The following is a 12,819-nucleotide window of genomic DNA, read 5'->3' as shown; positions in this document are numbered from 1 at the left end:
CTCCTTTCATTAAGCGTTGATAAGTTGAACGGGAGCGGCGCTCTGCGCATCCTGTTCAAGATAGAACCGGCGCAGCAGGTTCTGCGCCGTGAGCTTTCGATACCGCGAAGAGGCGCGCCAATCGGTGAGCGGTTCGAAATCCTCGGCCAGCGCTGCTGCCGCGGCCTCAAAGATCTCGCGCGTCCAGCGCTGACCGTTCAGCGCAGTTTCCGCGGCCTTCGCACGTTTAGGCGTTGCCGCCATGCCGCCAAAGGTAATGCGGGCATTGCTGATCACGCTTTCGGTAACTGTCATATGGATGCCCACGGCCACCGATGAGATATCCTCGTCACGCCGTTTTGATATTTTGTAGGCGGCGTTCAAATCGTCGGAGCCGGGCAGGGGAACCTGAATGCTTTCGACAAATTCCGCCGCTGCGCGATCCTGCTTGCCATAGTCGATGAAAAACTTCTCCAGGGGCATGTTGCGACGGGCATCGCCGTGCCGCAGCGTGATCTGGGCCCCAAGCGCAATCAGGACGGGCGGGGTATCGCCAATCGGAGAGCCATTCGCGATGTTGCCCCCAACCGTGCCCATATTACGCACCTGCCAACCCGCGATACGGTTCCAATATGGGATAAGATGTGGCAGGTGCTCCGACAGGACGGCCTGACAATCGGTATAGCTAGCGCCAGCCCCGATGATCAGTTGATCCCCCTGTCGTTCGACTGTTTTCAAGGCGTTCAGATGGCCGGTAAAAATCGCAGGTCCGATTTGCCGTAGGAACTTTGTCACCCATAGCCCGACATCGGTAGACCCCGCGACGATGGTGGCGTTCGGATAGCTCAACAGGCAATCGGCCAGATCGTCCACGTCCGCCGGAATGATGCTTAGGTTATCTTCGGGACCAGAGACGATGCGTTTTTTGGAATGAAGCGCCTGCAGGCGCGCTGTTATCTCTTCGCGTTCGGCGTTCAGCAAATCCGACGATGGCGTGCCATAGCGCGACACGGCCACAGCCGCCTGAATAATCGGCTCGTAGCCGGTGCAACGGCAAAGATTGCCTTGCAACGCCGTTTCAACCTCTTGCGACGTTGGTTCGGGCGTCTGCATCCAGAGCGCATAGAGCGACATGACAAATCCGGGCGTGCAAAAGCCACATTGGCTGCCGTGATGGTCGATCATCGCTTCTTGGACGGGGTGCAACCGACCCTCTGGGCCGGAGAGATGCTCGACCGTGACCACATGGCACCCGTGGAGGGAGGCCAGAAAGCGAATGCAGGCATTGATCGGTTCATACACCAAGCCGGCAGTGCCAAGGCGACCCACAAGCACGGTACAAGCGCCGCAATCGCCTTCGGCGCAGCCTTCCTTTGACCCGGTCAGGCGGCGGTCGAGCCGGAGAAAATCGAGAAGGGTTTGGCTGGCTGGTACGTCAGCCAAAGACATCTCTGTGCCGTTAAGGATGAAACGAATGTCGCGTTGATAGTCCACGGGGTGCCTCCCAATCGCCAGTCTGGCTGTGATCGTCGCCGCTACGATAGACACAGTTGTTTAGGTAAAAAAATCACCTGAAACGCTAAATACTTTCAACAGATCGTTGAAAGTAGATCGGGGCTTGGGCATCCTCATTGGGTGAGGAGGTCACCTATATGTCTTATATCGAAAGCCTGCGCGTTTTCGTTCGCGTGATGGAACTGGGAAGCATTACTTCCGGTGGCCGGGATCTGAGATTGACCCCTGCCGTTGCAAGCAAGCGTTTGAAAGAGCTTGAAAAACATCTTGGAGTGCGTCTCTTTAATCGGACGACACGTTCAATAACCCCGACAGAAGTAGGCACCGTATTCTACGAAGAAGCCCATGCCATTCTACAGGCCTTGGACAATGCCGAGGCCCGGGTCGCCAGCTTTTCCGACGCCCCGCGGGGCACCCTGCGCATCACGGCCCCACTTGGGGTCGGGCGACGGATAGTTGCGCCCTTGGTGCCCGAGTTTTTTGATACCTATCCCGATACTGAGATTCGGATGCGGCTCTCTGACCGACGGGTGGACATCATGGCCGATGGGCTCGACATCGCGTTCTTCATCGGCGAGCCGAGCGATTCCACGATGAAGCTGCGAAAGTTCGCGGATTGCGATCGGGCCTTGTGCGCCTCGCCCGATTATCTGTCTCGCTCTGGAACGCCAAAGACGCCTGACGATCTTCACGATCAGGCGCACAACTGCCTTCTACTTCGGTATCCGAGGTCACCAGAGTATTACTGGACGCTTCAGACCGATATGGGCCCCCGAAAACTGGAAGTTCGCGGACGGTTCGATGCCGATGACGGTGATGTCTTGACCGATTGGGCGCTGGCCGGGCGCGGGATCATCAACAAACCCCGCTTTGACGTGCGCGAACACCTGAAATCGGGACGGCTGGTCGAAGTATTGCCTCACGCCCCACCAAAACCGACCATTTTTGGCTGTCTCTATCCCCACAAAAAGCTTCAGGATCCGAAGGTCCGTCTCTTCGTTGATCACATCGCGCGAAACAGCAAACGCTTCTTTGCCTGAGGCTTGAGCACATTCATCCTCGGGGTTTGGTCCGCCGCCTGCTGCCTGCATGCCGAAAGCCAAAACAACGCGGAATGCGCAGCGCTACTGACGACGTACTTCGCGCACCCACGCGACAATGCTGCGCCGCGCTTCTTCATCCATCTGTACGGCGTTCGGCGGCGGCATGGCATGGCTCACGCCCGCTTGGAGATAAATCTGCTCAGCATGACGCGCCACGTCGCCCGGTGTCTCAAGGTAGACGCCTTTCGGCGCCCACTGCATATTGCCCCAGACCGGTTCTCGGGCATGGCACATCGAACAGTTGCTGATGACGGTGTCGTAGGCATTTTCGAACCCCTCGGCGGCGGCATAGGTCTGTTCGTATGCCGTCAACGCACGGGCCTCTGCGTCCTCCCAAGTCTCGCCTGTCCGAATGGTAGAGAGCCAAGCGATCAAAATCATCAGCAACACGGTCACTGCCCAAGTCCAATGTGGGCCGGTTCCGGTTTTGTGCATCGTGTTAAAGTAGTGGCGAATGGTGACCCCGGTCAGAAAGATCAGGCTGGCGATAATCCAGCTGAACTCAGTTCCAAAAGCCAACGGATAGTGGTTCGACAACATCAAGAACACCACCGGCAGCGTCAGGTAGTTGTTATGTGTCGAGCGCACCTTGGCGATCTTGCCGTATTTCGCATCAGGCGTCCGTCCCGCCTTGAGGTCTTCGACGACGACCCGCTGGTTGGGCATGATCTGGAAAAACACGTTGGCAGTCATGATCGTCGCTGTGAACGCGCCGAGATGCAGCAGTGCCGCCCGGCCGGTAAAGATCTGGTTGTATCCCCAGGACATGAACACAAGGATCACGAACAAGAGCAGCATCAAAACCGTGGGGTGATCGGCAAGTTTCGATTTGCACATCGCGTCGTATAGCAGCCAACCGATCGTCAAGGAGCCGCCGGAGATCAGGATGCCCTGCCAAAGCGAGAGATCGGCCTTGGTGGGATCGAGCAGAAATAGTTCACCGCCCACCCAGTAGATGATCATCAAAAGCGCCGCGCCGGACAGCCAAGTGCTGTAGCTTTGCCATTTGTGCCAAGTCAGGTGTTCAGGCATCCGGGCGGGCGCCACCAGATATTTGACGGTGTGATAAAAGCCCCCGCCATGCACTTCCCACTCTTCGCCATAGGCGCCTTCGGGCAGGGCGTCGTTTGGCTTCAGCATGAGGTCGAGCGCGATAAAGTAGAACGATGCACCGATCCATGCCATTGCAGTGATCACATGCAGCCAGCGCACGCTGAACGCGATCCAGTCCCACAGAATTGCCAAATCGTACATGGCTTGCCTCCTAAGATTCGAATTTTCCAGCACACTAGGCGAGACTGCTTTGTTCTGGTATCGCGATGAGGGACCAAGCAGCATCAAAAAAGACAGAATAATGTCCTACTTCGATAACATCCGCACCTTCGTGCGCGTCTATGAACTTGGCAGCATGTCTGCCGCGGGACGAGATCTGCGGATATCTCCTGCTGTGACGTCATCTCGGATTTCCCAGTTGGAAGAACGGCTTGGTGTCAGGCTTTTCCAACGGACAACGCGCAGTCTTTCCCCGACCGAGCAGGGAAAGGCTTTCTACCGGGGCGCGACTGAGATCCTCGAAGCCGTCGAAAGCGCCGAGGCGCAGATCGTCAACATCACCGAAAATCTTAAAGGCTCGCTTTATGTGGCGGCGCCCTTGGGTGTCGGGCGTCGATTGATCGCGCCGCAGGTTCCCGACTTCTTGAAGAGTTATCCCGAGGTCAGCGTGCGCTTGCGTTTGACGGACCGCAAGGTGGATCTGACGACCGAAGGACTGGACCTCGCGTTTTTCCTAGGTCAGCCCGAAGACAGCAATCTACGCATTCGGAAGATTGCGGATGTCGAACGGGTGCTCTGTGCCTCGCCAGAGTATATCGTGCGGCGGGGCATGCCCGTCGGTGGAGATGCTTTGGTTTCGGAAGGGCATGAATGCCTTAACCTACGCTTCCCGGGGGCGACCGAATTTCGGTGGTTGCTCAAGACAAAGGACGGCCCCAAACGTTTTCGGGTCTCGGGGCGCTACGAATCTGACGACGGTGACGTGCTCACCGATTGGGCCCTTGCGGGGCATGGTGTCGCGATGAAACCGGTTTTCGAGATTGCGGACCATCTCCGGACCGGCGCTTTGGTCCCGGTCGCGGAAAAGACGCCGCCCGAGCCGATCCAGATGGCCTGCCTGTTCACCCACCGCCGCCGCCAAGACCCGAAAACGCGCCTGTTCATGGAATTCATGGTCGACCGGATCGCCGCGACGATCTAGCCGAGATGCGCCCGCGATGCTTCAGCTGCCGCGATATGTAGAGTAGCCGAAAGGAGAGAGCAGGAGGGGCACATGGTAGTGAGACTGTTCGGACATGCCAAACCGGATGGGGATCACGTTTAGGAAGCGTGGGTCTTCAGGCGGCGTGTCGCTTGCATCCAGATAGGCACCTGCATGGAACAGCAGTTCATATTCGCCCAGCTCGAACGCTGTCTCGGGCAAGATCTGCTCATCCGTGCGCCCGTCGTCGTTTGTCGTCAATGTTTTCAACAAATGCCGATCGGAACCAGTGAGGCGAAACAATTCGATTTTTAAGCCCTTGGCGGGGCAGCCCCGCGCAGTGTCGAGCACATGGGTGGTAAGGTAGCCGGCCATTCAAACTTCTCCTCCGAGGTTAATCGTGTTTACGCAGAATTGGTTTCCGTGACAAATGTCGACGGGCAGAAGGCTCCTTTAATTATTTTTTGAAAAAGCGTCTGGGTTTTTGAGTTTAGGATGTAGAAAGCAAGAAGGAATATCCAAGTGAACCGTTACCCAAGAGATATGACCGGCTATGGTCGTAGCATCCCGGCCGCGCAATGGCCAAACGGTGCAAAAATTGCCGTACAGATCGTACTGAACTATGAAGAGGGCGGCGAGAACAATATCCTGCACGGTGATGCCGCGTCCGAAGCCTTTCTTTCGGAAATTACCGGCGCCGCTCCTTGGCCGGGTCAACGCCACTGGAACATGGAATCGATCTATGAGTACGGCAGCCGCGCAGGCTTCTGGCGGGTTCACGATCTGCTAAAAGATACGCCGACCACCGTCTATGGCGTGACGACTGCCCTGATGCGGGCGCCGCAACAACTCAAGGCGATGAAGGATGCGGGCTGGGAAATTGCCAGCCATGGTCTGAAGTGGATTGAACACAAGGACATGGAGCCGGACGAAGAACGCGCCCAGATCCGCGAGGCAATCCGCCTGCATACCGAAGTGGTGGGGAGGCCCCGCGCGGTTGGTACACCGGGCGCTGCTCCATGAATACTGTAGACCTTGCCGCCGAGGAAGGTAACTTCGCCTATATCGCTGACAGTTATGCCGATGATCTGCCCTATTGGGTCAGGGCCGGGGGCAAAGACCAGTTGATCGTGCCCTACACGATGGACTGCAATGACATGCGGTTCGCGATCCAAGCGGGCTACACGAATGGTGACCAGTTCGAGAGCTATCTCAAGGACAGTTTCGACATGCTCTATGCCGAAGGGGTCGCGGGCGCGCCGAAGATGCTGTCGATCGGGTTGCACTGCCGTCTTATTGGACGGCCGGGCCGTGCCATGGCTCTGAAGCGGGTTCTGGAGCATTTTGCGACACATGAGGGGGTCTGGTTCGCCACGCGCGAACAGATCGCCGATCACTGGGCCAGCCTGCATCCGCCAGCCAAAGGTATCGTGCCATCTGATATGGACCGGGAAACCTTTGTCGCCGAATTCGGCGGCGTGTTCGAACACAGCCCGTGGATCGCAGAGGGCGCATTCGATCTTGAGCTTGGCGCGACCCATGACAATGCAGCAGGTATTCACAACGCACTAGCGCGGGTATTCCGCAATGCTTCCGAAGAACAGCGTTTGGGGGTTCTGACCGCACACCCCGATTTGGCAGGAAAACTGGCAGCTGCCGGCCGCCTTACTAAGGAGAGCACCCTTGAACAGAAGGGGGCAGGGCTGGATCTGCTGACCGATGAAGAGCGGGAGAGCTTCCAGAAACTCAATAGAGAGTATGTGGAACGGCACGGCTTTCCCTTCATCATTGCAGTGAAGGACAACACGAAATCGAGCATTCTCGAAGCATTTCACCGCCGCATCGGAAATGACCGCGATACCGAGTTCTCCGAAGCCTGCAGGCAGGTGGAACGCATCGCAGAACTGCGCCTGATTGAGAAGTTTGCATCATGAGTAACATTTTGACGGCAAACAAAATCAGTTCTGGAGCCATCGCGGGGTTGGCAGAGCTGATCGACGCGTCGGACATGCCCGACAAGCTGATCAACCAAGGGCGCTGCGGACGTTTCCACGATCGTGCGACATTAGACGTTGATGGTCGGCTCGGGGTCAGCGTCTTTCAATCCGAGTCGTTCTCGATGCCTTTCACAATGGAAATGATGGAACGGCATCCGCTGGGAAGCCAAGCTTTCATGCCGATGCAGGAAGGCGAATATCTTGTCGTGCTGGCGGAAGATAAGGACGGGGCCCCGTTCGCGCCCCGCGCGTTTATTGCCGGATCAGGGCAGGCGGTGAACATCGGGCGGAACGTCTGGCACGGGGTTTTGTGTCCGCTGTCCGATCCGGGGCTGTTCATCGTTGTCGATCGGGTCAGCGACGGCCCAAATCTGGAGGAACACTGGTTCGATGAGCCATTCATCATCGAGCGATAATCAATAAATCGGCAAAGAATAAGGGAGCCGGCCCACGCATCAATAGGGAGAAACAATCACAATGTCTGATGCATCTATCGGAACGCCGGACCAGCTCCGCGATCCAAATTATACCCCGCCGTTAACAAAAGCGGTGCCACTCGGAATTCAGCACGTGCTGGCGATGTTCGTATCGAACGTCACACCGGCGATCATCGTTTGCGGCGCTGCAGGCTTCGGCTTTGGCTCGAACAGCCCTGACTTCCCGCAAATGATCTACATGATTCAGATGTCTATGTTCTTTGCAGGGATTGCGACGCTTTTCCAGTCGGTTGGGCTTGGCCCTGTTGGCGCGCGCCTGCCCATCGTGCAGGGGACATCCTTTGCTTTCATACCGATTATGATCCCGCTCGTCGCGGGCAAAGGCGTCGACGCGATCGCGGTCTTGATGGGTGGGATCGTCGCGGGCGGTCTGTTCCACGCCTTTCTGGGGCTTTTCATCGGTAGGCTGCGATTTGCATTGCCGCCGCTGGTGACCGGCTTGGTCGTGACTATGATTGGTCTGGCGCTGGTCAAGGTCGGCATCCAATACGCAGCGGGCGGCGTGCCGGCAATCGGTACGGAAGAATACGGTTCGGGTCTCAACTGGTTCATGGCCGGAACGGTGATCCTGGTGACGCTTGGGCTGAAATTCTTTACCCGGGGCATGTTGTCCGTATCGGCGGTGCTGATTGGCCTTTTGGTCGGCTATGCGGTCGCCGTTGCACTCGGACAGGTCAATCTGGGTAATGTCGGGCGGGCCGCGAGCTTTGCTCTGCCAAATCCACTTCACTTTGGTCTTGAATTCACCGTTGCGGCCATCGTCGGTTTCTGCGCCATGTCCTTTGTCTCGGCCATCGAGACGGTGGGCGATGTTTCCGGTATCACCATGGGCGGCGCCGGTCGGGAGGCGACGGATCGCGAAATTCAGGGCGCGACCTATGCCGACGGGATCGGCACGGCGATCTCGGGCTTTTTCGGCGCGCTGCCCAATACATCGTTCAGCCAGAACGTCGGCCTGATCGCCATGACGGGTGTGATGAGCCGCATGGTCGTCACCATTGGCGCACTTTTCCTGATCGTATGCGGCCTTGTGCCCAAAATCGGTGCCATAATTTCTTCGATCCCGATCGAAGTGCTGGGCGGGGGCGTCATCGTCATGTTCGGCATGGTGGTGGCGGCGGGCATTTCGATGCTGTCAGATGTGAACTGGAACCGGCGCAACATGGTGATCTTTGCCATCTCGCTGTCGCTCGGCCTGGGTCTGCAGCTTGAGCCGAACGCGCTTCAGTACCTGCCGGGAACTCTGAAGGTCTTGGCGACTTCCGGCATTCTGCCCGCGGCTGTTATTGCCATCGTGCTCAACCTCGCACTGCCCGAGGAGCTTTCAAGCGAATCCACCGAGGAAGTCTCCGGCGGGATGTCCGGGTATGGAAAGGGCTCGCTAAGCAAAACTGACAGTGTCTGACAAACCCTTTGCAGCAGGCGTACTGTTGCGAATGATGAAAAAAGAATGCGGCGCAAACCCTGCGCCGCATTTTTTTGCTCTAAGACAGTCTTGGATCATGCGGGTAGCTTGCTGGGCGGGATTAGCAGCCCCTATGTGCAATGCGCGACGCCATATCCAGCATCCTTGCAGAGAAACCCCATTCGTTGTCGTACCAGCCAAAGACGCGCAGTTGGCGGTGTTCGATCTCTTGCGTTTCGGGAAGGGCGATCACCAAAGATTCAGGGCGGCCCCGGAAATCGGTGGAAACACAGGGGTCGTCGCAAAGCCCAACCAATGCCGAGCCTGCAAAGGCCTCGCGCAGAAATTCCACGCATGACCCTTCGGGCTGTTCGGCAAGTTGAAGCGTCGCGTCGATAGCCGAGACCGAGATGCAAGGCACGCGAACGGCGGCCACGCTGAGCCGGTCACAAAACTCGGGTAGTATGTTAAATAGCTGATCGGCAGCGCTTGTGGATGTCGGTATCATTGAGACGGCGGCCGCGCGACTTCGTTCCAAACTGGCGCCGGGCTGGTCCACCGTGGGTTGGCTTCCGGTGTAACAGTGAATTGTCGTGACATGCGCACGCGATATGCCAAGCCCAAGATCGATGGTACGCAGCAGTGGCGCGATTGCGTTGGTCGTACAGGAGGCATTGGAAATGATCCGCGCGTCGCCCAGCTCCTGCTCATTGGCGCCGAGGACAACGGTCCGTTCGGCCGCTTTCGATGGACCCGAGATCAGCACGTTTCGCGCGCCGGCATCAATGCCAGCTTTCGCAAACTGTCGCTCCTGAACCTTGCCGGTACACTCCAGCACCACGTCGACGCCGCGCAGGTCCAATGCCCGCAAATCTGGCTCGGGTGAAGGGGATGGTCTTTGCGCCAATCGTCACCTGATTGGCGCCTGTAGTCACGGGAACGCAAAGGGGGCCATAAACACTGTCGTAGCGAAGCAGGTAGATGCAGGTTTCCAGCGGGGCGATGTCGTTGATCCCCACAATCTCCACGTCGGCCCGAGCGTCGTCTTCGAGGATCTGACGCAGCAATGTCCTGCCGATACGGCCAAAGCCATTGATGAAAACCCGTAGTTTGCCGGTCATGGATGCGCTCCGTACAATAAGACAAGGGCGGGCAGCCAAGCCGTCAGAACGCCAGCGCCCAGGGTCGCGACGGTTGTCGGACCTTGTATCTGTTTCTGCAACGCCAATGTGACGAAATACAAGAACCACAGACCTGACCAAGCCAGCCAACACAACCCGAGCCATAGAGCGACGAAGCCTGCCGCTGTCACGATCGCTTGATAGGCTTGGGGCAGGACCGAGAGAGCGACGAAGAGGCTGAACCAGCCAAGTCCCCGACCGTCTGCGCCGGTCAGCCGGTTAACCGCCACCCAAAGGTAGGTCACGCTGAAGAGCAGGGTCAGGGCCACGGTCCGGACATCTTCTGGGGTCATTGCGCGGGTCAGCGATAAGGCAGCCACGGCAGCCGTGATCGCTGCCGTCGCCAGGTTGATGACAACGATCTCCCGATTCGCGATCCGCCCGGACATCCAGAACCCGTTCAGGATCAGAACCGCGCCCACAAAAAGCAGGGACAGAGGCAGAAACATGAAAGCTACCGTCTTGTTGCGCGCGAAAGGCCGCGCCGTTTCTGGCGCGACCCGGAACGTGAGTTATTGGGAGGCTATGGGCTTGGGCTAGAAGTCCACTTCGACCGCGATGCCCTTCTCGACAGCCAGATCGACGACTTTGGCCGCGACAGCAAGATCCTGTAGCCCCACGCCGGTACCGTCGAACAGGGTGATCTGATCCTTCGAGATGCGCCCCGGATGGTCTCCGTTAATCACCGCGCCGAGCTGGGCAACGTCGGTCTCAGTGATGATCCCCTCCGCGATGGCATGCTGCGCCTCGCCGATACTCACGGATTGCGCAACCTCATCGGTGAAAACGGCAGCGCGCCCGAGCAGGGCGGCTTCGACCTCCTGTTTGCCCTTGGTGTCGGTGCCCATGCAGGCGACATGGGTTCCGGGGCTGACATGATCGGCCATCAGCGAGGGCGCAAAGGCGGAGGTGATCGAGATGATGACATCCGCTTCGGTCATGGCGGGCAGGTCGACGGCCTCAAAGGGAACTCCCGCTTCCTGAGCCACCTTTTCGATATTGGGCAGCATCTCCGGGTGATAATTCCAGCCGATCACCTTTTCGAAGTTGCGCTGCTCCAGGGCGGCGCGCAGTTGAAAGGTGGCTTGATGACCTGCGCCGACCATGCCGAGCACGGAGGCGTCTTTGCGCGCGAGGTGCTTGATCGACACAGAGGAGGCCGCCGCCGTGCGCAGGGCGGTCAGCAGGTTGCCACCCACCATGGCCTTGACCTTGCCGCTGTCGGGATCAAACAGGAAGACAGTGGATTGGTGGTTGATCAACCCGCGTTTCTCCAGATTGTTTGGCCAATAGCCACCGGCCTTCAACCCCAAGGTCAAGCCCGCGCGGTCAAATCCGCCTTTGAACCCATAAAGCGCGTCTTCGTGGCCAATCGCTTCGCGAACGACCGGAAAGTTGTAGGCATCGCCGGAGGCCATCGCGGCGAACACCTTTTCGATGGCATCAAAAGCGGCCGCGCGGGTCATGAGGTCGGCAATTTCACGTTCAGGTACGATCAGCATTTTAGTCTCCAAATTCTTCGGGTCAGAGCAGTCCGGGAGGCGGGCCAGCAGCTTTGAGCCGCCGGCTCCGAGCAGATAAGCGCGGTTTGACACCTATCTTGAATGAGAGCGCCCCCTGTGCGGGTCGGGAGAAACCGGGTCAGGGGGGCGCAGGTCTTTGGCGACGACGCAGCCGCCCAGCCGTGAACCGGCTGATCAATAGGCGTGACCGCGTGCCGAGACAGGCCAGAGGCATTCGACCTTGCCGTTGCGCACACCGACATACCAGTCATGCACATTGGCGGTTGGGTCGCAGTGTCCCGGAACCAGCTTCAGCTTGTCGTTCACACGGAGCGCACCGTTCGGATCCATCACGACCCCATGCTCGTCCGAACATTTAACGTACTCGACATCGTCGCGTCCGTAGACCACCGGCAGGCCGCTATCGACGGATTGAGCCTTGAGCCCCGCGTCAACGATCGCTTTGTCTGCCTTTGCATGGCTCATGACGCTTGTGAGGATAAAAAAGGCGTTTTCCCATTCACCTTGGTCGATGCGGTTGCCGTTTTTGTCGAGGATGCGCCCATAGTCCGCGTCCATGAAGGCATAGGAGCCGCACTGCAATTCGTTATACACACCAGAGTTGGACTCGAAATAGTAGGAGCCGGTGCCGCCACCGCCGACGATGTCACACGCCAAACCCTCGGTTTTCAACGTATCGACCGCATCTTTGACCATCGCCACGGCGATATCTATTTTTGCCTTGCGTTCGTCATAGCTGTCGAGGTGCTGCATTGCGCCCTGATAGGCCTGCAGGCCAGCGAACTTAAGACCCTCAGCCGTGTCGATGGCCTTGGCAATCTCAACAACGTCAGAGGTGGAGGTCACACCGCAGCGTCCGGCGCCGCAATCTATCTCGACAAGACATTCGATTTCGGTGCCATGTGTCCGCGCCGCCAACGACAGGTCGGCCACATTGGCAAGATCGTCCACGCAACAGATCGTGCGGGCGCCAAGCTTGGGCAGGCGGGCAAGACGGTCGATCTTGGCAGGATCGCGCACTTGGTTCGAGACGAGGATATCCTTGATGCCACCCCGGGCAAAAACCTCGGCCTCGGAGACTTTCTGGCAGCAGACACCGCAGGCACCGCCGAGCTTTTCCTGAAGCCTTTGCACGTCGACCGACTTGTGCATTTTGCCATGGGTCCGGTGGCGCATGCCATGCGCCTTGGCGTAATCCCCCATCTTCTTGATGTTGCGCTCCAGCGCGTCAAGATCGAGCACAAGGCTCGGGGTTTGAATGTCGGCCTCGTCCATGCCGGGTTTTGCCGGAATATCGTAGCCCACTTCGTATGCGTCGAGATTGGTCATATCTTTCATGTCCGTGCTCCTTAATTTTCAGTCATT

The 12,819-nt window shown here is 58.1% G+C and carries 12 protein-coding genes and 1 pseudogene; 5 read left to right on the top strand and 8 right to left on the bottom strand.

Annotated features, from left to right (window positions below; all coding sequences use genetic code 11):
• Positions 1-9: 9 nt before the first annotated feature.
• Positions 10-1,473 (bottom strand): xanthine dehydrogenase small subunit, encoded by a 1,464-nt coding sequence (gene xdhA, locus CUR85_RS04590; RefSeq protein WP_067264924.1) that lies wholly within the window; start codon positions 1,471-1,473, stop codon positions 10-12.
• 158 nt (positions 1,474-1,631) lie between these two features.
• Between xdhA and CUR85_RS04585 the strand changes: the two genes are divergently transcribed.
• Positions 1,632-2,534: a LysR family transcriptional regulator gene (locus CUR85_RS04585; protein WP_067264954.1), complete on the top strand. Its 903-nt coding sequence runs from the start codon at positions 1,632-1,634 to the stop codon at positions 2,532-2,534.
• Positions 2,535-2,618: 84 nt separating this feature from the next.
• Here the strand turns inward: CUR85_RS04585 and CUR85_RS04580 are convergent, their stop codons facing one another.
• A complete protein-coding gene (locus CUR85_RS04580) occupies positions 2,619-3,851 on the bottom strand; it encodes a urate hydroxylase PuuD (RefSeq protein ID WP_067264931.1) in 1,233 nt (410 codons plus the stop codon).
• A gap of 100 nt (positions 3,852-3,951) precedes the next feature.
• On the opposite strand from CUR85_RS04580, the gene CUR85_RS04575 reads away from it, so the two are divergent.
• Positions 3,952-4,851 (top strand): LysR family transcriptional regulator, encoded by a 900-nt coding sequence (locus tag CUR85_RS04575; RefSeq protein ID WP_067264935.1) that lies wholly within the window; start codon positions 3,952-3,954, stop codon positions 4,849-4,851.
• Positions 4,852-4,872: 21 nt separating this feature from the next.
• Here the strand turns inward: CUR85_RS04575 and uraH are convergent, their stop codons facing one another.
• Complete coding sequence (uraH, locus tag CUR85_RS04570) at positions 4,873-5,226, bottom strand: hydroxyisourate hydrolase (RefSeq protein WP_067264937.1); 354 nt, start codon at positions 5,224-5,226, stop codon at positions 4,873-4,875.
• Positions 5,227-5,373: 147 nt separating this feature from the next.
• Between uraH and puuE the strand changes: the two are divergent.
• The 3 genes and pseudogenes from puuE to CUR85_RS04555 all read left to right on the top strand — a co-directional run bounded on the left by puuE (position 5,374) and on the right by CUR85_RS04555 (position 8,750).
• A pseudogene (puuE, locus tag CUR85_RS04565) lies at positions 5,374-6,785 on the top strand (allantoinase PuuE).
• The gene (locus tag CUR85_RS04560) at positions 6,782-7,264 is read left to right on the top strand and encodes an ureidoglycolate lyase (RefSeq protein ID WP_067264940.1); all 483 of its coding nucleotides are present in this window, start codon (positions 6,782-6,784) and stop codon (positions 7,262-7,264) included. Before puuE ends, CUR85_RS04560 begins: the two are co-directional and overlap by 4 nt.
• Positions 7,265-7,325: 61 nt before the next feature.
• On the top strand, positions 7,326-8,750 hold the full coding sequence (locus CUR85_RS04555; protein WP_067264941.1) for a uracil-xanthine permease family protein: 1,425 nt from the start codon (positions 7,326-7,328) through the stop codon (positions 8,748-8,750).
• 121 nt (positions 8,751-8,871) lie between these two features.
• Here CUR85_RS04555 and CUR85_RS04550 read toward each other — a convergent pair whose 3' ends face one another.
• The 5 genes from CUR85_RS04550 to bhcC form a co-directional block, all read right to left on the bottom strand.
• The gene (locus tag CUR85_RS04550; RefSeq protein WP_343245407.1) at positions 8,872-9,621 is read right to left on the bottom strand and encodes an aldehyde dehydrogenase; all 750 of its coding nucleotides are present in this window, start codon (positions 9,619-9,621) and stop codon (positions 8,872-8,874) included.
• Positions 9,533-9,871 (bottom strand): glyceraldehyde 3-phosphate dehydrogenase NAD-binding domain-containing protein, encoded by a 339-nt coding sequence (locus CUR85_RS20065; RefSeq protein WP_331711015.1) that lies wholly within the window; start codon positions 9,869-9,871, stop codon positions 9,533-9,535. Before CUR85_RS20065 ends, CUR85_RS04550 begins: the two co-directional genes overlap by 89 nt.
• Positions 9,868-10,380, bottom strand: coding sequence for an AmiS/UreI family transporter (locus tag CUR85_RS04545; RefSeq protein WP_067265087.1), 513 nt, complete (start codon positions 10,378-10,380; stop codon positions 9,868-9,870). Before CUR85_RS04545 ends, CUR85_RS20065 begins: the two co-directional genes overlap by 4 nt.
• 87 nt (positions 10,381-10,467) lie before the next feature.
• Positions 10,468-11,433, bottom strand: coding sequence for an iminosuccinate reductase BhcD (gene bhcD / locus CUR85_RS04540; protein ID WP_067265076.1), 966 nt, complete (start codon positions 11,431-11,433; stop codon positions 10,468-10,470).
• A gap of 195 nt (positions 11,434-11,628) precedes the next feature.
• Positions 11,629-12,792, bottom strand: a complete 1,164-nt coding sequence (bhcC, locus tag CUR85_RS04535; RefSeq protein ID WP_067265073.1) for a 3-hydroxy-D-aspartate aldolase BhcC — start codon at positions 12,790-12,792, stop codon at positions 11,629-11,631.
• Between the last annotated feature and the right edge of the window lie 27 nt (positions 12,793-12,819).

The organism is Sulfitobacter faviae (genome assembly GCF_029870955.1).
Lineage (GTDB): Bacteria > Pseudomonadota > Alphaproteobacteria > Rhodobacterales > Rhodobacteraceae > Sulfitobacter > Sulfitobacter faviae.
Note: the sequence above shows the minus strand (reverse complement) of the source record. Positions and strands in the feature narration are given on the sequence as shown.